We start from the raw sequence: 21,369 nt of genomic DNA, 5'->3' as shown, positions 1-21,369 counted from the left end.
AGTCAACTTAAATAGCGACTGGACCGCCGCCTTCGCGGGCAAGCCTCGCTCCTACAAAAGCAAAATCACGTGTGATATTTGCCATCTGAAATCCAACCGAACTCATCGCAAAAGGCCGGGGTCAACCCACCATGAGCGGCATCCGCCCTCGCCTTTTTCCCTTGAGAACGGAGATCGATGATGACTGACTATCCCAAACCGCCCTTCGCCAAGCAGCCGCAACCCGTCCCTGGCTCGCAGAAGAAAATGGACCCGTACCCCGACTGTGGCGAGCAAAGCTACAAGGGCTCCGGCCGGCTGGAAGGCAAGATCGCCTTGATCACCGGCGGCGACAGCGGCATCGGCCGCGCCGTGGCCATTGCCTTCGCCCGGGAAGGCGCCGACGTCGCCATCTCATATCTGAATGAACACGAAGACGCCAAAGAAACCGCGCGCTGGGTCGAACAGGCCGGGCGCCAGTGCCTGCTGCTGCCGGGGGATCTGGCGCAGAAAGCCCAGTGCCAGGCCATTGTCAGCCAGACCGTCGAGCGCTTCGGCCACATCGACGTGCTGGTCAATAACGCCGCGTTCCAGATGACCCACCAAAACTTCGAAGACATCCCGGACGACGAATGGGTGATGACCTTCGACGTCAACATCACCGCCATCTTCCGGATCTGCCAGGCCGCGCTGAAACACATGAAGCCTGGCAGTTCGATCATCAACACCAGCTCGGTCAATTCCGACATGCCAAAACCGACGCTCCTGCCCTACGCCACGACCAAAGGCGCCATCGCCAATTTCACTGGCGGCCTGGCGCAGATGCTCGGGCCGAAGAACATTCGGGTGAACAGCGTCGCGCCCGGGCCGATCTGGACGCCGCTGATCGTCTCGACCATGACCGATGAAGAGGTGCAGAACTTTGGTGGCGAGACGCCGCTTGGTCGCCCCGGCCAACCGGTGGAAGTGGCGCCGATCTATGTGCTACTGGCTTCGGATGAAGCCAGTTACATCACCGGCCAGCGCTACGGCGTCACGGGCGGCAAACCGATTCTTTAAAATTGAACCTGTCACCGATTCCAGAACTCAACCCTTCATAGGCCTGCCCATGGCGGGCCTTTGATATCTGGAGGTCGTCATGTCCGCACCTATTATCAAGCTGTTTACCCAACCCAACTTCGCCTGGACGGATATTCGTCACGAGGAAGAAGAACATCCACGGCACTACCTCGCGCATCTGCTGCTACTCGCGTTGATTCCGGCGGTGTGTCTGTTCATCGGCACCACCTATGTCGGCTGGAGCCTGGCCGAAAATGAAGTGGTGAAACTCAGCCCCGCTAGCGCGCTGCAACTCTGCGGGTTGTTGTACCTGACTATCCTGGCCGGGATCACCCTGATGGGGCTGTTCATCCGCTGGATGTCGCGCACTTTCGACGCCCGGCCGACGGTCAATCAGTGCATTGGTTTTATTGCCTACACCGCGACGCCGTTTTTTATCGCCGGGTTCGCCGGGCTGTACCCGAACCTGTGGTTGGCGGTCATCGTGCTGGGGGCTGCTTGCGCCTATGCGACATTCCTGTTGTTCGTCGGCTTGCCGACCTTCATGCATGAGCGCAAGGAGCAAGGCCTGTTGTACGCCGCCAGTGTCTGGGGCGTCGGCCTGCTGGTCCTGGTGACGATTCTGGTCGAGATGATATTGCTCTGGACCAACGTGCTGGCCCCTGAATACCTGCGCGCAACCGTCGGTTGAGCTTGAGCATGCACCCACCCAGCGAGCGTCCGGCATGAGCTTCATTTTATGGGTGGCGGTGTTGGGTGCGGTGCTGCTGACACTGGCGCTGACCTCGTCGTTTTTGCGCTGGATGCCGGTGACCACTTCGGCGGTGTGTCTGGCGTTGGGTGTCGCCATTGGCCCGGCGGGCATGGGCCTGCTCAAGCTGGACATCAAGGACGCGGCGAACTGGATGGAGCACCTGACGGAAGTCGCGGTGCTGTTTTCGCTGTTCGTCTGCGGGCTGAAATTGCGTCTGCCGTTCAAGGATCGCAAGTGGCGCATCGCGTTTGGCCTCGCCGGGCCGGTGATGGTGCTGACCATCCTCGGCGTCAGCCTGTTGCTGCATTACGGCTTTGACCTGGGCTGGGGACCGTCGATGCTGATCGGCGCGATCCTGGCGCCGACCGACCCGGTCCTGGCGTCGCTGGTGCAAGTCAACGACGCCAAGGATTACGACTCGGTGCGTTTCGGGCTGTCCGGTGAAGCCGGTTTGAACGACGGGGTGGCGTTTCCTTTCGTGATCCTCGGTTTACTGTTTCTGCAACAGACCGGCAGTTCCAGCGCCTGGCTCACTGACTGGGCCTTGAAAAGCCTGTTGTGGGCAGTGCCTGCCGGTTTGCTGACCGGTTACTGGATGGGCCACGGCATCGGTCGAGTGACTTTGTCGATGCGCATCCGCAATGCCGACAGCACCCTCTCCCCCAATGATTACCTGACCCTGGCGCTGATCGCACTGGCGTATGTGGCGGCGGAAGCGATTCATGGTTATGGCTTCCTGTCTGTGTTCGCCGCCGGCCTCGGCTTGCGCCAGGCCGAGGTCAAATCCACCGGCGATACCCAGACCCCGGCCGAGCACCTGGTGCAGCCGGTAGTCGGTCATCAGAACGTCGAGCCCGAAGCGGCGGTGCATGGCGACGTCAATAACCTGGAAGACACCCAGGTCGCGGCCGGCATCATGATGGGCGACATGCTGTCCTTCGGCAGCCTGGTGGAGCGCGCGATGGAAGTGTTTCTTGTGACGATGCTCGGGGTGGTGCTGGTGACACACTGGGACTGGCGGGCCCTGGTGATTGCGGCACTGTTGTTCTGCGTGATCCGCCCATTGAGTGTGTGGCTCATCCCCTGGGGCAAATTGCTCGATGGGCGCCAACGCTCGTTGATCGGCTGGTTCGGGATTCGCGGCATCGGCAGTTTCTACTACCTGTTTTATGCCCTGAACCACGACCTCCCGCCTTCCGTGGCGACCCTGTGCACTGACCTGACGTTGTCGATCGTGGCGTTGAGCATCCTGGTTCATGGCATCAGCACCCAACCCATGCTGGCCCGGTATGAACGGCTAAATCATCAGGATTCCTGATTTATTTTTACGATAGCCTCCTATGCATCCATCCATTTTCTCGCCTAAAAATTATGAAATTCCCGTAGGGGCAGGCAGTCACAACCTTATCCGGCCTGCATGGCTCCTCCCCAGAAAAGGTGATCGCAATGACGTACTACTCGGCCCCTCCAGTACACCCTCAGGCTTGCCGCGACTTCGCGCTCGAATGTAATCGTCAATTGTTCGAAGACGCGCAACAGTTGAGCCAAGAGGCGTTTGAATTACTGGAAAAGTCCGAGCTGGATGCCGAGTTATTCACCCGTTATCAGGCATTGCGCCACAAGGCAGATTTGAAGTTTCAGGAAGCGATTGATCATCTGCGGTTGATTGAAGAGGAGTTTCCGTCGGCGGAGACCCTGGCGTCGCTGCGCTCGAAATCGGCGGGTGGGGCTTTCGATTCGCGGGTTTGAGTTGTATTGGTTGTATTGAAAGATCAAAAGATCGCAGTCTTCGGCAACTCCTACGGGGGTGATGTCGAAGGCTGCGATCATTTTTTTTGGCGGTAAAAACCAATGCCGCGATCTGCAATAAACACCGTCGTCAATTCATGCACCTTGCACGGTATATATTGCCATTAGCCACGCCAACTCATTGTTTTATCGAGACTTCATCGCAACCGAAATCCGGCACAAGAAATGCTCTTGCACAGTAAGCGACTGACGGCAACGCGATCGTCTGCGCTGTCCCGTGACTAAACAAGAGGTTCGACCATGAACGCCATTGACCTGTTGAAAGCCGACCATGAACGCGTAAAAGGCATCCTCAGCCAGTTGAGCGAGTCCACCGAGCGCGCGCTGAAAAAACGCGTGGAGTTGATCGGCAAGCTGGAAATGGAGATCACCATTCACACGCGTCTGGAAGAGGAAGTGTTGTACCCCGCGTATAAAAAGGCCGGTGGCAAGGAGCAGGACATCATGTATTACGAAGCCAAGGAAGAGCACCGCACCGTGGACTCCCTGGTGCTACCGGACTTGAAAGTCACCGACCCTTCGACGCCCGAATTCGCCGGCCGGGTGAAAGTGGTCAAGGAGCTGCTGGAGCACCACATCGAGGAAGAAGAAACCGAGATGTTCCCCCAGGCCAAAAAGCTGCTGGGCAAAGCGACGCTTGAGGAATTGGGGCAGCAGATGGAGATACTCAAAGCGCAATACAAGAAGGAAATGACGGCGGCCACTATCGCGGCATGAGTCTGAAGTGTGAGGCAAGAGGCCCGGTCAATACCGGGCCTCGCGTTTATGCCCCGGGATTCGTCACCTGTATGTAAACCGCATAACTTCCCAGCAACATCCAGAACGTCGCAAAGATCCACGGCGTGCGCACCGAGAACAGCAGCGACTTGCGATAGCCCTTATGACTCGACTCCATTTCAGCGAACAGCGGCGACTCATCGTAAGCCAGCCCCATCAGCGGTTCGCTGCTCAGCAACTGGCTTTGCTTGAAGTGCCAGTGATCGATGATGTCGTACGCCGCGCGAATCCCCGGCCAGGCATTCAATGAACTGAGCACGCCCAACAGCGCCAGAAACGGTGGCACTACCAGTGTGAACAGCTTGCCCCATTCGGGGTTGAGATTGGCCATGCAGGACGCGAAGGCAATCACCAGGAACGATTGCGCCGCCAGGTAAGCATCGGTGCGGTTGGCCAAAATGCTGGTTTCGTATTGGATTTCCCGGCGATAGAAATCCAGGCGTTCCTTGGGCGAACCGAACATCTTGGCGTTGTGTTCGGTCAAGGCTTCTTCGGCCAGGGTATCGGTCAATATTCTGGGCACGGCGTTCTCACACAGAGTGGAAAACATTTAGAAGAAGCGTCGATTGGCAAAGTTCAGCCTGTTTGCCTCAGCCTGGTCGCCAGGGTTACTTCAGCGCCTGGGCAATGATTTCTACCAGATGCAGTTGCGTGAATGGTTTGGACAAGCGCGGCAGTTCGGTGACGAAGCCGTCCAGGCGCTCGGCGTAGCCGGTGGCCAGGATGATCGGCAGGTCTGGCTTCAAGCCCCGAATTGCCTGTGCCAATTGCGCGCCATTCATATGCGGCATGGCCATGTCGGTGATGACCAGATCAATCGCATGTCCGCTATTGAACGCTTCCAGCGCTTGCTTCCCCGAGGTTGCACTGATCACCCGATGCCCCAGGTCTTCGAGCAACAGGCTGGTGCTGGTCAACACCAGGCTGTCGTCATCCACCACCAGTACACACAGGCCGGGCATGGGCGACAGGGCCGGCGCCTCGATAACCGGCGCGGCCATCGTGCCCGGCGTGGCGACCGGCAACCAGAGTTCGGCGGTGGTGCCGATGTTCTTCTGGCTCTTGAGAATAAACCGCCCACCCAGTTGCGCGATAAAGCCATGCACCATCGACAACCCCAGGCCGGTGCCTTTGCCGACGCCTTTGGTGGTGAAAAAGGGATCGGTCGCCGATGACAGCGTGGCCGGGTCCATACCCTCCCCGGTATCGGCGACACTCAGGCACACGTACCGGCCGACCGGCAAGGCTGAGCGGGCCGGATCGCTGACCTCCTCGATTTTAGCGTTGATGACAATCTTGCCGCCGTCGGGCATCGCATCACGGGCGTTGGTTGCCAGGTTCAGCACTGCCAGTTCGAGCTGATTAAGGTCTGCCGCTGCGGGCTCGAGATCTGCCGCGAAACGGGTTTCAAGGGTCACCGAAGGCCCCAGCGAGCTACGCAACAGCCCGGTGATGCCCTGGATCAGCGCCGGGATTTCGACCGGTTCGGTCTTGAGTTCCTGGCGCCGGGCGAACGCGAGCATGCGCTGGGTCAGGGACACACCGCGCATGGCGCCTTGGGTCGCGTTGTCGAGCAGGCGACCGATCTTCGGGTCATCCGGTATGCGTTTACGAACGATTTCCAGATTGCCGAGGATCACCGTCAGCAGGTTGTTGAAGTCGTGGGCGATCCCGCCGCTGAGTTGGCCGATGGCCTGCATTTTCTGCGCCTGGAACAGCGCTTCACGGGTTTGCTCAAGGGCCTGCTGGGCTTGCGTCACCTCGGTAATGTCCCGGGTGATTTTGGCGAAACCGAGCAGTGTGCCTGTTTCGCCCCAGATCGGGTCCACCACCACATGCGCAAAGAACCGCGTACCGTCCTTGCGCACGCGCCAGGCCTTTTTTTCGAAGCGGCCTTCCCGTGCCGCTGTCTCCAACGCCTGCTGCGGCTCGCCAGCTTCGCGGTCTTCCGGGGTGTAGAACATGGAAAAATGCCGGCCGATGACTTCTTCCGGGCGGTAACCCTTGATGCGCTGGGCGCCCGGGTTCCAGTTGGTCAGATGCCCGTCCGGCGAAAGCATGTAGATGGCATAGTCGGTGACGCTTTGCACCAGCAAGCGGAACTGCTGCTCGCTTTGCTTGAGGGTTTCCTCGGCCATTTTGCGGTCGGTCAAGTCCCGGGTGATCTTGGCAAAACCCAGTAACGTGCCCGATGGATCGATAATCGGATCGATCACCACATGGGACCAGAACAGCGTGCCGTCCTTGCGCACCCGCCAGCCTTCACCCTCGAAACGACCTTCCGTTCGCGCCGTATCCAACGCGCGCTGGGGCAACCCGGCCAGCCGATCCGCTTCGGTATAGAAGCGCGAGAAATGCTCGCCGAGAATCTCCGCTTCCTCATAGCCCTTGAAGCGCTTGGCGCCGGCGTTCCAGCTGGTGATGATGCCATCGGGGTCAATCATGTAGATCGCATAATCCACCACGGCATCGATCAACTGCCGAAAGCGGCTGTCCTCGAAAGCACTGGTTTTGGTCCGATCGACGCTCATTGATACTTTCCCGGCTTTTAGATGTGTGGAGTATGCGACAAACCACAGGATAGGACAGCCGCAATCACCGAGCCATGGCTGGTTGTGGTGGAGCGACGGTCACAGAACACCTATTCTCGATGCCACCTGCCGCTGCTGGCCAAGGAAGCTGCCTTGATGATTCTGATGCTGTTGCCGACCCATGATTACGATCCGACTGAAAGCAGCGTGCCCTGGCAGGCCATGCGCCAGGCCGGAATCGACGTGCGCTTCGCCACGCCCGAGGGCCTGCCCGCCTACGCCGACCCGCGCTTGGTAGACGGCGGTTTCGGCCTGTTGAATCCCGTACTGATGACGCGCAAACCTGACCTGGCCAGCTACGCCCGGATGATCGAGGACGAAGCATTCCACCAGCCATTGACCTACGCCGATGTCGACCCGACGCAATTTGCCGGGCTGCTGATTCCCGGCGGCCACGCCAAAGGCATGCGCAGCCTGCTCGAATCCGGCCAGGCCCGGCGCATCGCCCGGCACTTTTTCCAGACCGGCAAACCGGTGGCCGCGGTTTGCCATGGCGTGCTGTTGCTGGCGCGCACCCTTGACCCTGACACCGGGCGTCCGGTGCTGGATGGGCACAAGGTCACGGCGCTGGTGGCCGGCACCATGGAACAACCGGCCTGGCTGCTCACCGGGTTGTGGCTGGGACGCTATTACCGGACGTATCGGCAGACCGTCGAAGCCGAAGTACGCGCCGCCCTGCGCCAACCGGCGGATTTCCAGCGTGGCCCGTTGTTCTCCAAACGGGATTCAGCAGACAAGCCGGAACGCGGCTTTGTGGTACGCGACGGTCAATTGCTTACCGCTCGCTGGCCAGGCGATTGTCATCGCTTCGCGGCGCAATGGGTGCGGATGCTGAGTGAACCGACCACCAGCGCGGCAACAACTGCTTGACCTTGCTGTCACCAAAGCGGTCATCGATCAACATCACCACGCCCTGATCCTGTTGGGTGCGAATCACCCGCCCGGCGGCTTGCACCACTTTCTGCACGCCGGGGTACAGGTAGGTGTAGTCGTAACCCGCACCGAATATCGCCGCCATCCTGTGTTTCATTTGCTCGTTGACCGGGTTCAGTTGCGCCAATCCCAAGGTGGCAATAAAGGCGCCGATCAACCGCGCGCCCGGCAAATCGATGCCTTCCCCAAACGCCCCGCCCAGCACTGCGAAACCAATGCCCTGGCTGTGGCTGGTGAACTGGTCGAGGAAATCCTGGCGCTGACGTTCGGCCATGCCTCGGGACTGTGACCACAGCGTGATGCGCGGATGCCGCTCGGCCAGCAACTGCGCCACTTGCTGCAAATAATCGAAGCTGCTGAAAAACGCCAGGTAGTTGCCGGGGCGCTCGGTGAACTGGCGGGCAATCAGCTCGACAATCGGTTCAAGCGACGCCTGACGATGGACGAAACGCGTTGAAATCTGGCTGACGATGCTGACTTGCAACTGGTCCGCATGAAACGGCGACTCAACGTCGATGCACACGGTATTCGGCGGCGTGCCGAGCAGGTCGGCGTAGTAATGCCGCGGGCTCAGGGTCGCGGAAAACAGCACGGTGCTGCGCGCTGCGGTCAGGCGCGGGCGGATGAACCCGGCTGGCACCACGTTGCGCAGGCACAGCTGCGACAGGTTGCGCTTGCGCTCAAGGTCACGCTTGCTGATGTCGAACAGGAACTGTTCATCGAACAACTCCGCCACCCGGCCAAACTGCAGCATGTCGAAGTAGAAATTCTGCAAGGCGCTGTCAAGGCCCTGGGGATGGTCATTCAGGTAGTCGCCGATGCTCGCGCTGCACGAGGACAAGGCTTGCAGAAGCTTTTCCGGGGCCTTGTCATAAGCCTGATACGGGCTGAGTTGCGGGTCATGCAGGGCGTTCCATTCGCGATTGACCCGCTGCAAGGATTTCTTCAGCGGCTCCGGCGCGGTTTTGCGCACGCTGTTGAGCGTCGCTTGATCAAGGCTGGCGCTGTACATCTGCCGGCCCCGCTCTACCAGGTTGTGCGCCTCGTCCACCAGCACCGCGACCCGCCAGTTATTGGCCTGGGCCAGGCAGAACAGCAAGGCGCTGAAGTCGAAGTAATAGTTGTAGTCAGCAACCACCACGTCCGCCCAACGGGCCATTTCCTGGCTCAGGTAATACGGGCACACGTTGTGTTCCAGCGCCACTTCACGCAAGGCGCTCTGGTTCAACAAACTCAATTGGCTGGCAGCCTGACGTGCGGCGGGCAAACGATCGTAGAAGCCTTGGGCCAACGGGCAGGACTCACCGTGGCAGGCTTTGTCCGGGTGTTCGCAGGCCTTGTCCCGGGCGATCATCTCCAGCACGCGCAACGGTGGCGCGCCGGCGCTGTCGAGGATCACCTGTGCCGCGTCCAGCGCCAGTTTGCGTCCCGGAGTTTTTGCCGTGAGGAAGAACACCTTGTCCAGTTCCTGCGGCGCAAGGGCCTTGAGCATCGGGAACAGCGTGCCGACGGTCTTGCCGATCCCGGTGGGTGCCTGCGCCATCAGGCAGCGGCCGGTGCTGACGGCTTTGAACACCGACTCGGCCAGATGGCGTTGCCCCGGACGAAACCCGGCATGGGGAAACGCCAACTGCTGCGCCGCTTGATTGCGTGCGTCGCGATGGGCCATTTCCTGCTCGGCCCAATACAGGAACAACTGGCAATGGTGTTCGAAGAACTCGCCCAGTACATCGGCGCTGAACCCCTCGACCAGGCAGGTTTCCTTTTCGCTGACGATGTCGAAGTACACCAGCGCCAGGTTGATCTGTTGCAGTTGCAGCTTCTGGCACATCAGCCAGCCGTAGACCTTGGCCTGAGCCCAATGCAACTGGCGGTGGTTGGCCGGTTGTTTGCTGAGGTCACCGCGATAGGTTTTGACTTCTTCCAGGCAGTTTTGCGCCGGGTCGTAGCCGTCCGCCCTGCCCTTGACCTTCAAGGTTTGGTACAGGCCTTCCAGCGCGACTTCGCTTTGGTAGCTGTCGTTACGGCGTGATGCCACGGTGCGATGGCCGACGATGCCTTCCAGCGCCGTCGGTGATGGGGTGAAGCGCAGGTCGAGGTCTCCGACCTTGGCGGTGAACTCACACAGCGCCCGCACCGCAATGCTGTAGCTCAAGCGCTCTGCTCCGCCCATTGCACGTAGCACACGGCAATCGGCATCTGGTGTTCGTGGCAGAACTCCAGCCAGCGCAGTTGATTGTCTTGCAGGCGATCGCCGGGGCCTTTGACTTCGATCATGCGGTAGGTCTTGTCCTGCGGCCAGAACTGGATCAGGTCCGGCATGCCGGCGCGATTGGCCTTGATGTCCAGCAGCAGGCGGTTGAACCAGTGCTTGAGGTGCTCGGCCGGCAGGCAGTCCAGCGCCTGATCGAGCAAGTCCTCGGTCAGCGCGCCCCAGAACACGAACGGCGACTGCACGCCCCACTTGGCCAGGTAACGCTCGCGGATGGTCTGGCGGTAGCGCCCGTCATCCAGTTCGGCGAGACAGGCCTGGAACAAATTGGCCCGGCGCGGATGAAAGTCTTCATTGAGCAAATCCACCGGCCCGCGCTGGAACGGGTGGAAAAACGCCCCCGGCAACGGCGCGAAGATCGCCGGCCAGCAGAGCAAGCCGAACAGCGAGTTGATCAGGCTGTTCTCGACGTAATGCACCGGCGCCGCCTCTTCGGCCAAGTGCGCCTGCACGTAATATTCCACTGACAGCGCCAGATCGGTGCGCGGCAATTGCAAATCCAGGCGCTCCATGGCCCGCGGGCCTGCGCGTTTGATCGGCGGCCCACCCAGTTTGCGCCGCAGCCTTGGCAGCACGCGGAGCAATTGCTGCTGTTCGGCGGCGCTTTCCGGCGATGACTCGGCGATGATCGCCAATTCCAGGGCCAACGCGTATTCAGCGCAACGTTCCAGCACCCGGATCAAGCGCAGGCGCGCGCCGGGGTAAGCACATTCACGGTAGATGCCCAACGCCGTGGAGAAATCGGCGACGCGTTCGCAGTACTGGCCGATCTGGAACAATAACTTGCCCCGCCGCCGTTGCAGCCAGGGATTGCTCAGCACCAAAGCATTGATCTGCTCGACAACGGCACCGACCTCTTCACCGGCCTCGAAACGCTGCTGACACTCATGCAGAAACACACAGGCGTCCACGTCTTCACGGCTGCGCAGGCCTCGAGAGTCGGCGCAGAATTCGACTTTTTCATAGGTAAAGATACCGAGATCCGCCAACACGAACTCCGACCAATCCTGGTAAAGATTGCCGAAGAACATCAGCCGCAAGCGGTCACACAGACCCATGATGGTCAGGCTGAACAAGCGGTCATCCAGGGTCGGGCACCACTGCGCAAAATGGCGGGATTCGGGGAATTGCTCGCTCAAAAGCGGCAACCAATCGGTCTTTTTGCCTTTGGGCTGGTCGATAGCGTGCCCCAGGCATTGCAGGATTTCGGCCTTGAGCAATACGTCGAACAGTTCTTCTATTAATAACGGTGCCTGCTCATCGATCCAGCCCAATTCCAGCAATGGGCCAGCCGCAATGGCGATATCGCCGATCTCGATGTAATGCAGCTTACCGGCCCGGAAATGCAGGCCCTTGCGCATCACCATCCGCACCAGCAGTGCCCGAGACTCACGGGGCAGCCGATTGAATTCGGCAATGAAGCGTTGCTCCTCTACACTCAACACGTCGGCATAGCGATGCTCAAGCCAATCAAGCACTTGCATGAAGTTGTTCAAGTAATAGAACGGATTGTCGAGCGGGTTTGCAGTCACAGGAAATAAGGGCCATGGCGAGCGAGTACTGGTTATGCGTACAGATACCAGCTCTGCCCGGTCCGGTGCAAACGGAAAAGGATGGGCGGCGCAGCCAATCGGGCATTTTTGCGGTGACCATCGAACTTTCCGAGCACCCATGGCACCAACCACCATAGAGTCACAGTGATGACAGTAGCCGTCACACTGTTTTTTTCAGCATCATGAGAGGTATGTATGAATATCAAGACCCTGGGCCTGCCCCTGGCAGTAGCAGCCTTTCTGGCCCTGGCCGGTTGCTCGACGCCAACGGTGGTGACCCTGCAGAACGGCACCCAGTATTTGACCAAGGACATGCCGAAAACCAAAACCAAAGATGGCTTCTACGAGTTCGAGGATATTTCCGGAGCGAAAGTGAAGGTCAATGCCAATGATGTAGCGACGGTGCGCGAGGAAGATTAAAAGACCGCGTTATCGTTCTTCGGGGCTCGCTCCTACAGGTTGCGCGATCTGTAGGAGCAAGGCTTGCCCGCGATGAGGCCAGACGGGTCGCCGCAAGAATTTGATCGTTCCCACGCTCTGCGTGGGAACGTTCAGCTGTAAGAAGCCGGCTTTCTAGGTAAGATACCGGCCTTCCCCGCAGCCCTTTCTGCGCCCCGCCGAATAAGCCGATTCCATGCCTTTCGAACTCAGCGTTGACCTCACCACCCTGGCCATTCTGGCCGTTGTCGCTTTCATTGCCGGTTTCATCGACGCCATCGCCGGCGGTGGCGGGCTGTTGACCACGCCTGCGCTGCTGACCGCTGGCCTGCCGCCGCACCTGGTGCTGGGCACCAACAAACTCAGTTCGACCTTCGGCTCGGCCACCGCCAGTTTCACCTTCTACCGGCGCAAGCTGTTTCACCCAAGGCAATGGGTGCATGCCATCGTCGGTACATTGGTCGGCGCGCTGACCGGCGCCGTGGTCGCCCATTACCTGCCCGCCGAATGGCTGAACAAGATGCTGCCGGTGATTGTCTTCGCCTGTGGCGTCTACCTGTTGTTTGGTGGCACGCCGAAAGCGCCGCTGGACAGCGACGCACCGATCAAGAAAAAGTGGCAATCGACCCAAGGCTTCAGCCTGGGTTTCTACGACGGCGTGGCCGGCCCCGGCACCGGTGCGTTCTGGACCGTCAGCAGCATGCTCATGTACCCCATCGACCTGGTGAAGGCCAGCGGCGTGGCGCGCAGCATGAACTTCGTCAGCAACATTGCGGCGCTGTCGGTGTTCGTGTTTTCCGGGCAAGTGGATTGGGTGATCGGCCTGAGCATGGGCCTGTCGGTGATGGTTGGCGCGTTCTTCGGCGCCCGCTCCGCCATCAGCGGCGGAGCCAAGTTCATTCGCCCGGTGTTCATCACCGTGGTGCTGGGCTTGACCGTGCGGTTAGCCTGGCAACACTGGTTCAGCGTGGCCTAAACGCCGCGCCAGATAGACGTCGATCAGGTAACGGGCAATCGAGCGCGAGGCCGGCAATGGCGGCATCGCGTGGATGTTGAACCACTGGGCGTCTTCGATCTCGTCTTCCTGGCAGACAATCTCGCCGCCCGCGTATTCGGCGTGAAACCCCAGCATCATCGAATGCGGGAACGGCCAGCACTGGCTGCCCATGTACTGGATGTTCTTGACCTCGATCTGCACTTCTTCGCGGACCTCACGAATCAGGCAATCCTCGGCCGACTCACCCGGCTCGGCAAACCCCGCCAGCGTGCTGTAGACCCCGGTCACGAAGCGTGGCGACCTTGCCAGCAGGACTTCGTCGCCACGGGTGACCAGCACGATCATGCTCGGCGAAATCCGCGGGTAATAGCGGATATCGCACGGCTCGCAGTACATCGCCCGCTCGCGGGGAACCTGATGGGTCGCCTGCCCGCAGTTACCGCAAAAACGGTGTTCACGGTACCAAGTGCCAATCTGCGCGGCGTAACCGAGCACCTTGTAGACGGTGTGATCGCCCTCCAGCATAAATGCCCGCAGGCCTTTCCAGTTGCATCCCGGCACTTCGCTGGCACTGCGCAATTCCAGCAGGTAAACCGGTTCGCCATCCAAGTGACCGATGCCATGCTCGGCAAGAATCGACAAGTCCTGGCGCTTGAGCCATTCCCGGGGGAACAGCGCGCCGTTGTCATCGAACAGAAAGCCTTCAGGGCTGCGTGCCACGGCCCAGCCGCCGGGTTGATCGGTGTCCAGTACTGCGGTGGTCCAGCGTGAAGTCATGTTTAATCAGTCCAGAAATTCGGGTTTCTGTTTGCTCATATGGGCGGCCATGGCCACGCGCAAGTCGGTGGATTGCAGCATGGCGGCGTTCCAGGTGGCGACGTATTCGAGGCCGTCGTCGATGCGATGGTCGCGCATGTAGCTGATCATTTCCTTGGTGCCGGTGATGGCGATCGGCGACTTGCCGGCGATCTCCCGGGCAATGCCCATCACGCCATCGAGCAGGCTGTCGCGGTCGTTGTAGACCCGATTGACCAGGCCCATGCCGCGCGCTTCTTCGGCACCAAACTGGCGACCAGTGTAAGCCAGTTCACGCAGCATGCCGTCACCGATGATCCGCGGCAAGCGTTGCAGGGTGCCAACGTCGGCGGCCATGCCGATGTCGATTTCCTTGATCGAGAATTGCGCGTCGTCGGCGGCGTAGCGCATGTCGCAGGCGGCGATCAGGTCGATGGCGCCGCCCAGGCAGTAACCCTGGATGGCTGCGAGCACCGGTTTACGGCAGTTATCGACCGCATTGAACGAGGCTTGCAGGGCGAGGATCTTGCGTCGCAGCAGGCGCGCATTGCGGCCGACGTCCTTGCCCAGTTCGTTGGCCACGCCGGCCAGCATCATCAGGTCGATGCCCGAGGAAAAGTGTTTGCCGGTGCCGCTGAGGACCACCACGCGCACTTCGTCGGTGTCGTCGATCCATTGGAAAATATCGATGATCTCGCTCCAGAACGCGGCGTTCATCGAGTTGATCTTGTCCGGGCGGTTGATCTGCACATGGGCGATTTTGTCGGCGAGTTCGACGGTGAACGCAGTGTACTGAGACATGGCAGTGATCCTTGACCGGACGGAAAATGAGGCCCGAACTATAACAAGGCATCGCGGGTGGGAGTAAGGCAGCGGTTCGGCCAAATGCGGGACTGGTCCGGGAGGTGTGGTGTCTGGGCGGGCACACCACCCATTTAACTGCCTTTAACAGCCACAAACGCCGCCGTCACATAAGGCACAGTAATCATCTCCTTGCCGCACAACTCCGGCTCGCCCTCAACCAACGCCCTGAGCTGCGCATCCACCCTGTCCCGCTGCACCTTGGGCAACGCCGCAATAAAACTGGTAGACCGTACCCGATTGAAAATCACATCTTCCGGCGAACCCGTGTGCCCATGCCCGAAATGCTCGGCCTGCAACGGCCCGAAAGCCGTATGCGGAAAGGCCAGGCGCCAGGCGCCGGTGTAATAACGCGGGGTGTCACCTTCCAGCGCATTGACGATCGCATCGAGCTTCGGCACCCAACTGACTCGGGTATCGCGCAGGTTCCACACCAGGCCAAGCTTGCCGCCCGGCTTGAGCACCCGGGCAATTTCGCTCAGCGCTTCAGGGCTGGCGAACCAGTGAAACGCCTGGGCGCAGACCACCACATCCACCGAGGCATTCGGCAGCGGCAGATCAGTCGCGGTGCCGCTCACCGCCAGCACGTCGGGCAATGCGGCGGACAATTTTTCCAGCATTTCCGGCACCGGCTCCACGGCAATCACCTGCGCGCCGGTGGCCACCAGCCGTCCGGTGAACTTGCCAGTGCCGGCGCCGAGGTCGATAACGGTTTTGTCGGCATTCAAGCCCAGGGTGCCGGTCAGCCAGTCGGCCACTTGCGGCGGGTAGTCCGGGCGGCCACGCACGTAGGTGTCGGCGCCGGTTCTATAGCCATCGGCGGCGGCAGGGTGAATGTGCTCTCTCATGACAGTTCTCCCGCTCATCAGCGATGCTGTCGAGCATAGCGTCTGGGCTTGGGCTTTCCTTGCAAAGACCCGCACAAAAAAATGAATAATTGTTCACACAGCGGTGTTCACCTTACATCGCCCAAGAGGATTGCCCATGACCCGCACGAACGCCGATTCGCCGACACGTTATGACCGCCTGACCATGACTTTGCACTGGCTGACCGCCGCGCTGGTGATCTTCATGTTCGCCAGCGCGCAAATCTGGGAGCAACTGGCCAAAGGCACGCCGCTGCGCAAGGGTTTGCAGTCGGTACATATCTCCTGCGGCATTCTGTTGGCGGTGATTGTGATCGGGCGGCTGCTCTGGCGCTTGTCCCGTGGCCGGCGTTTGCCACCCGCCAATCAAGGCATGATGAACATTGCGGCGAAAACCGCGCACCTGGCGTTGTACCTGTTGTTGCTGAGCCAGATCGTGCTGGGTTTTCTGTTTCGCTGGGCCCAGGCCGAACCGTTCAACTTCTTCGGGCTGTTCGATGTCCCAACACTGATGACGTTCGATAAAAGCATAAAATCGGTGTTTGGTGGCCTGCATGAAAACGTGGCCTGGGCCATCGTGATTCTGGCCGGGCTGCATGCGGTGATGGCGCTGGTCCATCATTACGGCCTGCGTGACGGCACCCTGCGCCGGATGCTGCCAGGACGCGATTCGAACTGAAACGTATCAACTTGTGGAGGACTGCCCCAATGACTCTCCGTTTTGCTGTTTTGACCGCCCCGCTGCTACTGGTCGCCGCGCTGTCCAGCGCTCACGCATGGGCCAATGGCGACGACGACGCCCCGGCCAAGCCCAATTGCCCCAAAGGCCAGGTGTTCGACAGCAAGTCGGGCAAATGCGCGCTGCAAACCAGCCGCCTGGTGCCGGACGCCGACCGTACCGATTACGCCTATCGCCTGGCCAAGGACGGGCGCTACGAAGAAGCCCTGGCGGTGCTCGATACCCTCAAAGAGCCCAACACCGCCAAAGCCCTCAACTATCGCGGCTACGCCACGCGTAAACTGGGCCGAACCGATGAAGGCATCGGCTATTACCTGCAATCGGTCAAACTCGACCCGCAGTATGCGCAAGTGCGCGAATACCTCGGCGAGGCTTATGTGATCAAGGGCCGACTGGACCTTGCCCAGGAGCAGTTGCAGCAGATCAAATCGATCTGTGGCAGCACTTGCGAGGAATACCAGGACCTGGCCGAAGCCATCCACGATTCATCGAAAACCTGACACCGAACGGACGGAGGTCGCCATCGCCAGCGATCAAGCAATACGAGCAGAGTTGGGCCAGCATCTGGCGCGGTTATGGCGCTACGGCTTGCTGCTGTCCCGGCAACGGCATGTGGCCGAAGACCTGGTGCAAGCCACGTGCGTGCGGGCGCTGGAACGGGCCGGGCAATTTGTGCCGGGCACGCGCATGGACCGCTGGCTGCTAAGCATCTTGCACTCGATCTGGCTCAATGAAGTGCGCGCCCGGCGTGTGCGCCTGGGCCAGGGGTTGGTGAACGCCGACGAGGCGCTGTCGTTCGACGGCGAACACGCGGCGCAAACCCATGTGCTGGCCGCCCAGGTGATCCGGCGCGTCGATGCCCTGCCCGAAGCCCAGCGCGAAACGGTGTACCTGGCCTATGTCGAAGGCTTGTCCTACCGCGAAGTGGCCGAGGTGCTGCAAGTGCCGATTGGCACGGTCATGAGCCGCCTGGCCACCGCCCGCCTGAAACTGGCGGAGTACCCGCCCTTGCACGCCGTACCGAGCCCCACCACTGGAGAACGTCGATGACCGACCCCCTACGCCCGACGATCCCGACCGATGAACAGTTGGTGGCCTACCTCGACGACCAGCTCGACACCGAACAACGCAGCCACATCGACGCCGCCCTCCACGATGACCCGGCGCTCAGCCTGCGCCTGCAGTGGCTGGCCCGCAGCAACCTGCCGTTCAAGGACGCTTATGAAGAGCTGGGCAAGCAAGCGCCGACGGATCGCCTGCAAGCCATGCTCGACACCCTGCCCAGCCCTGCCCGTCCGGCGCTGAACCGTCGCTGGTTTCTGGCGGCAGCCGCCGGTTTGGTGGTGAGCAGCGTGGTGGCCGATCGATTGTTCCTCGGCTGGCAGTTGAGTCAAAAGAAAAGCAACTGGCGCGGGCTGGTCGCCGATTACATGTCGCTTTACGTGCCGCAAACCCTCGAACACTTGCCTGGCGATGAGGCGACTCAGCGCGCGCAACTGCGCACCATCGACAGCCGTTTGGGCCTGAGCCTCGCGCCGGCAAAACTGGCTTTGCCGCGCCTGGAGCTCAAACGCGCGCAAATCCTCGAGTACGAAGGCGTCCCCATCGCCCAGATCACCTATCTCGACCCCACCCACGGCCCGATGGCGCTGTGTGTCACCCGTTCCAACAAAGGCAGCCGGCCGTTTGCCCATGAACGTCGGCACGACATGAACGTCGTGTTCTGGACCGACACGGAGCACGCCTGGATGCTGATCGGGCACAACCCCGTGGCGGATCTTGAGGACATGGCCAAAGTCTTGAGAAGTCGGCTGAGCGTATAACGCCAATCATCACTATGCTTGGCGCCTGACTTCCAAGGAGGAAACACCCCATGCCGCATCCCTCGCTCTACCCTTCACGTACCGCGTTGCTGGTGATCGATGTTCAGAACGACTTCATCCCCGGCGGCCAACTGGCGGTGCCTGAAGGTGACCTGATCGTGCCGTTGATCAATCAATTGGGCGGCCAATTCAAGCAGGTGATCATTGCCCAGGACTGGCACCCCGCCGGGCATGCCTCGTTTGCGTCCAGCCACCCGGGGCGCCAGCCTTACGAGATGATTCAATTGCCGTACGGCGAGCAGACGTTGTGGCCGGTGCACTGTGTGCGGGATACCCCTGGGTCGGCACTCCACGCAGATTTGGACTTGCCCCACGCACAACTGATCATCCGCAAGGGCTGCAATCCGGATATCGACAGTTATTCGGCGTTTCTGGAGGCCGATCGCACGACCACCACGGGCTTGGCCGGGTACTTGAAGGAACGCGGCATCGACACGGTTTATATGGTCGGGTTGGCGCTGGATTTCTGCGTGATGTATTCCGCGCTGGATGCGCGGGCGGCGGGGTTCAATGCGATTGTGGTGTTGGATGCGTGTCGGGCGATTGATCTGGACGGTTCGCTGGCGGCGGCGATTGAGCGGATGCAGGTGGCTGGGGTCGGGTTGATTCAATCCACCGCGATACTCGACTGACACCGCACGACCGTAGCAGCTGCCAAGGCAAGCGTTCGCTAGTAGCAGCTGCCGAGGCACGAGGCTGCGTTCGGCTGCGAAGCAGTCGTAAAACCTGAGCGCACGGTCTTTCTGAAACACCGCGTCGCCTGATTTCACGACTGCTGCGCAGCCGAACGCAGCCTCGTGCCTCGGCAGCTGCTACGAGCGAACGCGTGCCTCGGCAGCTGCTACGAGCGAACACCGTGTCTGACCATCCGAGCGTCAGGTCGGGGTTGGCAACCACAACCTGAACCGCGCCCCACCCAGCGGCGAAGCCTCGACCGTCAACGTCCCGCCCTGCGCTTCGAGGGCGCGGCGGCTGATGGCCAACCCGAGTCCGAAGCCACCGGTGGCACGATCCCGACTGCGATCCAGCCGATAAAACGGTTCAAAAATCCGCTCCCGCTCATCCTCCGGAATGCCGATCCCATCGTCATCGACCCAGATCTCGCAGCCCTTGGCACACACCTGCACGCCAATCTGAATGCGCTTTTCACAGTAGCGCATCGCATTGCGCAGCAGGTTTTGCAGCGCCCGCGCGGTCAGGCGCGGGTCGAGGGTGAAGCGCTCAAGCTGACCATGCAGCAATACATCAATCACGATATCCGGCGATTCCAACTCTTCGTCGACACTGCCCAGAATGCTGTCGATGAATTCATCGAGCGACACTTCAACCCGCTCCGGCAAGCGCGCCGGATTTTGCAGGCGGCTGTAGGACAGCAACTCCAGCACCAATTCATCCAGTTCACGGATGTGCGCAACCAACCCTTGCAGGCGCTCGCGGCTCGCTGTCGGCATGTCGTCGGACAGGGCCAGGGCCAGGCCGAAATCCAGGCGTGTCAGCGGCGTGCGCAGTTCGTGGGACACCGCGTTGAGCAAATCGCGCTGTTGATTGAGCAGGTTTTCGATATCGCCGGCCATGGTGTCGAACACGTTGGCCAGGCTGCCGATATTGGACGTGTGGGAGATCTTCGTGCGTTCGCTCAAGTGCCCTTTGCCGAAACGCTCCGCCGTGCCTTTCAGGCGTTCCAGGTCGCGCCAGTGCGGGCGCAGCCACAGCAGCAGACATGCGAGCATCATCGCGCCGATCAGCACGTTGATGCTCCAGTACAACAGATTGACGTCCAGCGGGTCCGGCGGCACCACCATTTGCACGACGGTCTGCTCGTTCAGCGGCGCCACCGCCAAGGTGCGCCAGCCCCAGTCGCCGATGCGCACCACGTTCTCGCCACGGTGCAAACGTTCGCGCTCATCCAGGGTGAAATCCTCGTCATCCTTGCCACTCAAGACGATGTCCAGCGGCTGGAACTCCTTGTCCATTTCCGCCGCCAGCGCTGGCCATTGTTCAGTCGGCACAGCGTGGAATTGCTTGACGATCAGGGTCTGCAAGCCACGGGAATAATCGAGGTTGTAGGTGACGAAGCGTTCATGGAACAGCTTGATCACCACGTCCGGTACCAGATAAATCGCGGCGCTGTAGGAAACGATCGTCACCAGGTACAGGCGAAAGAGGATTCTGAACATCGCCTCAGCATTCCCACTCGGAGCGACTGAACAGGTAACCCTTGCCCCACACGGTCTTGATCTTGCGCGCTTCGCCGGCATGGTCGTCGAACTTGCGGCGCAGCTTGGAAATGGCCACGTCCACCGAGCGGTCGGTGCCATTGAATTCGATGCCACGCAGGCGTTGCAGGATCTGATCGCGACTCAGCACTTCGCCGGCATGCCGGGCCAGCACCACCAGCAGGTTGTATTCGCCGCTGGACAACTCCACCAATTGTTCGCGCCAGGTCACGGTGCGCTCGGACAGGTCGATGCACAGGTTGCCCATCAGGATGCGGTCGTTGGCGGTCTGCGGTTCGCCGAGGCTGCTGCGCCGTAGTAAGGTGCGCACCCGGGCCAGCAATACGCGCGGCTCGCAGGGTTTGGTGACATAGTCGTCGGCGCCCATTTCCAGGCCCAGCACCTGATCGTGGCTGTCGTCCCGGGCGGTGAGCATCAGGATCGGCAACGTTGCCGAGTCCGCGCGCAGCAAGCGGCAGACTTGCAGCCCATCGAGGCCCGGCAGCATCAGGTCGAGGATGACCAGGTCCGGCGGATTGACCCGCGCACGTTCGCGCACATGGTCGCCGCGGCTGATCACGCTCACGCTATAGCCGTTGCGTTCCAGGTAGCTGGCGATCAGTTCGGAGAGCGCGGTGTCGTCTTCGACCAGGAGGATGTTGGGCATGGGGTGTTTCCAGAAAAAGTGCTGTGGCGATCTTTCGGGCCTCTTCGCGGGCAAGCCTCGCTCCTACACAGGTATCGCATTCCCCTGTAGGAGCGAGGCTTGCCCGCGAAGGCGCCCGAACGGTCGCTGAGAAATTCAAGGGCCCAAGGATATACGCCCTCACGCACCCGCGAGTAAAAC

22 protein-coding genes are annotated in these 21,369 nt (G+C 60.6%); 13 read left to right on the top strand and 9 right to left on the bottom strand.

Going from position 1 to position 21,369, the window contains the following annotated elements:
• Positions 1-180: 180 nt before the first annotated feature.
• The 5 genes from HKK52_RS03310 (at position 181) to HKK52_RS03290 (ending at position 4,318) form a co-directional block, all read left to right on the top strand.
• Positions 181-1,038 carry an SDR family oxidoreductase gene (locus HKK52_RS03310; protein WP_169369436.1) on the top strand — a complete coding sequence of 286 codons (858 nt, stop codon included), beginning with the start codon at positions 181-183 and terminating at the stop codon, positions 1,036-1,038.
• Between the two features lie 79 nt (positions 1,039-1,117).
• Positions 1,118-1,729 (top strand): Yip1 family protein, encoded by a 612-nt coding sequence (locus HKK52_RS03305; protein WP_169369434.1) that lies wholly within the window; start codon positions 1,118-1,120, stop codon positions 1,727-1,729.
• 34 nt (positions 1,730-1,763) lie between these two features.
• Positions 1,764-3,110, top strand: coding sequence for a cation:proton antiporter (locus tag HKK52_RS03300; protein WP_169369432.1), 1,347 nt, complete (start codon positions 1,764-1,766; stop codon positions 3,108-3,110).
• A gap of 128 nt (positions 3,111-3,238) precedes the next feature.
• Positions 3,239-3,541 carry a hypothetical protein gene (locus HKK52_RS03295; protein ID WP_237150669.1) on the top strand — a complete coding sequence of 101 codons (303 nt, stop codon included), beginning with the start codon at positions 3,239-3,241 and terminating at the stop codon, positions 3,539-3,541.
• Positions 3,542-3,841: 300 nt separating this feature from the next.
• Positions 3,842-4,318 carry a hemerythrin domain-containing protein gene (locus HKK52_RS03290; RefSeq protein ID WP_169369430.1) on the top strand — a complete coding sequence of 159 codons (477 nt, stop codon included), beginning with the start codon at positions 3,842-3,844 and terminating at the stop codon, positions 4,316-4,318.
• A 46-nt stretch (positions 4,319-4,364) separates the two neighbouring features.
• Here the strand turns inward: HKK52_RS03290 and HKK52_RS03285 are convergent, their stop codons facing one another.
• Both HKK52_RS03285 and HKK52_RS03280 read right to left on the bottom strand, forming a co-directional pair.
• Positions 4,365-4,901: a hypothetical protein gene (locus HKK52_RS03285; RefSeq protein ID WP_169369428.1), complete on the bottom strand. Its 537-nt coding sequence runs from the start codon at positions 4,899-4,901 to the stop codon at positions 4,365-4,367.
• An 85-nt stretch (positions 4,902-4,986) separates the two neighbouring features.
• The gene (locus HKK52_RS03280) at positions 4,987-6,909 is read right to left on the bottom strand and encodes a hybrid sensor histidine kinase/response regulator (protein WP_169369426.1); all 1,923 of its coding nucleotides are present in this window, start codon (positions 6,907-6,909) and stop codon (positions 4,987-4,989) included.
• A gap of 156 nt (positions 6,910-7,065) precedes the next feature.
• Between HKK52_RS03280 and HKK52_RS03275 the strand changes: the two genes are divergently transcribed.
• Positions 7,066-7,839: a DJ-1/PfpI family protein gene (locus tag HKK52_RS03275; protein ID WP_169369424.1), complete on the top strand. Its 774-nt coding sequence runs from the start codon at positions 7,066-7,068 to the stop codon at positions 7,837-7,839.
• Here the strand turns inward: HKK52_RS03275 and HKK52_RS03270 are convergent.
• Together HKK52_RS03270 and HKK52_RS03265 are read right to left on the bottom strand one after the other, a co-directional pair.
• The gene (locus tag HKK52_RS03270) at positions 7,745-10,057 is read right to left on the bottom strand and encodes an ATP-dependent DNA helicase (protein ID WP_169369422.1); all 2,313 of its coding nucleotides are present in this window, start codon (positions 10,055-10,057) and stop codon (positions 7,745-7,747) included. The genes HKK52_RS03275 and HKK52_RS03270 overlap by 95 nt on opposite strands.
• Entirely contained in the window at positions 10,054-11,706 is a 1,653-nt protein-coding gene (locus HKK52_RS03265) for a VRR-NUC domain-containing protein (RefSeq protein WP_442962278.1), read from the bottom strand. Before HKK52_RS03265 ends, HKK52_RS03270 begins: the two co-directional genes overlap by 4 nt.
• Before the next feature lie 216 nt (positions 11,707-11,922).
• On the opposite strand from HKK52_RS03265, the gene HKK52_RS03260 reads away from it, so the two are divergent.
• Complete coding sequence (locus HKK52_RS03260; RefSeq protein ID WP_163910119.1) at positions 11,923-12,147, top strand: YgdI/YgdR family lipoprotein; 225 nt, start codon at positions 11,923-11,925, stop codon at positions 12,145-12,147.
• 214 nt (positions 12,148-12,361) lie between these two features.
• Positions 12,362-13,141 (top strand): TSUP family transporter, encoded by a 780-nt coding sequence (locus HKK52_RS03255; RefSeq protein ID WP_169369418.1) that lies wholly within the window; start codon positions 12,362-12,364, stop codon positions 13,139-13,141.
• On the opposite strand, the gene nudC is transcribed toward HKK52_RS03255, so the two are convergent.
• From nudC to HKK52_RS03240, 3 genes are all read right to left on the bottom strand, one after another.
• Positions 13,109-13,939 (bottom strand): NAD(+) diphosphatase, encoded by an 831-nt coding sequence (gene nudC, locus HKK52_RS03250; protein WP_169369416.1) that lies wholly within the window; start codon positions 13,937-13,939, stop codon positions 13,109-13,111. The two genes, HKK52_RS03255 and nudC, sit on opposite strands and share 33 nt — an antisense overlap.
• 6 nt (positions 13,940-13,945) lie before the next feature.
• A complete protein-coding gene (locus tag HKK52_RS03245; RefSeq protein ID WP_169369413.1) occupies positions 13,946-14,758 on the bottom strand; it encodes a crotonase/enoyl-CoA hydratase family protein in 813 nt (270 codons plus the stop codon).
• 134 nt (positions 14,759-14,892) lie between these two features.
• Positions 14,893-15,666, bottom strand: a complete 774-nt coding sequence (locus tag HKK52_RS03240; protein WP_169369411.1) for a class I SAM-dependent methyltransferase — start codon at positions 15,664-15,666, stop codon at positions 14,893-14,895.
• A gap of 136 nt (positions 15,667-15,802) precedes the next feature.
• Here HKK52_RS03240 and HKK52_RS03235 point away from each other — a divergent pair, with 136 nt between their 5' ends.
• From HKK52_RS03235 to pncA, 5 genes are read left to right on the top strand one after another with little or no spacing between them, the layout of a single operon-like run.
• The gene (locus HKK52_RS03235; protein WP_169369409.1) at positions 15,803-16,363 is read left to right on the top strand and encodes a cytochrome b; all 561 of its coding nucleotides are present in this window, start codon (positions 15,803-15,805) and stop codon (positions 16,361-16,363) included.
• Between the two features lie 29 nt (positions 16,364-16,392).
• The gene (locus HKK52_RS03230; protein WP_169369407.1) at positions 16,393-16,923 is read left to right on the top strand and encodes a tetratricopeptide repeat protein; all 531 of its coding nucleotides are present in this window, start codon (positions 16,393-16,395) and stop codon (positions 16,921-16,923) included.
• A gap of 52 nt (positions 16,924-16,975) precedes the next feature.
• On the top strand, positions 16,976-17,473 hold the full coding sequence (locus HKK52_RS03225) for an RNA polymerase sigma factor (protein WP_202027625.1): 498 nt from the start codon (positions 16,976-16,978) through the stop codon (positions 17,471-17,473).
• Positions 17,470-18,246 carry an anti-sigma factor family protein gene (locus HKK52_RS03220; RefSeq protein ID WP_169369405.1) on the top strand — a complete coding sequence of 259 codons (777 nt, stop codon included), beginning with the start codon at positions 17,470-17,472 and terminating at the stop codon, positions 18,244-18,246. Before HKK52_RS03225 ends, HKK52_RS03220 begins: the two co-directional genes overlap by 4 nt.
• A gap of 50 nt (positions 18,247-18,296) precedes the next feature.
• A complete protein-coding gene (gene pncA / locus HKK52_RS03215) occupies positions 18,297-18,938 on the top strand; it encodes a bifunctional nicotinamidase/pyrazinamidase (protein ID WP_169369403.1) in 642 nt (213 codons plus the stop codon).
• Between the two features lie 243 nt (positions 18,939-19,181).
• Here pncA and HKK52_RS03210 read toward each other — a convergent pair whose 3' ends face one another.
• Positions 19,182-20,483, bottom strand: a complete 1,302-nt coding sequence (locus HKK52_RS03210; RefSeq protein WP_169369401.1) for an ATP-binding protein — start codon at positions 20,481-20,483, stop codon at positions 19,182-19,184.
• A gap of 4 nt (positions 20,484-20,487) precedes the next feature.
• Positions 20,488-21,189 carry a response regulator transcription factor gene (locus HKK52_RS03205; RefSeq protein ID WP_027923024.1) on the bottom strand — a complete coding sequence of 234 codons (702 nt, stop codon included), beginning with the start codon at positions 21,187-21,189 and terminating at the stop codon, positions 20,488-20,490.
• Positions 21,190-21,369: the final 180 nt, after the last annotated feature.

Source organism: Pseudomonas sp. ADAK2, assembly GCF_012935755.1.
In the GTDB taxonomy this organism is placed as follows: Bacteria; Pseudomonadota; Gammaproteobacteria; order Pseudomonadales; family Pseudomonadaceae; genus Aquipseudomonas.
This window is presented reverse-complemented; position numbering and strand designations above follow the sequence as displayed.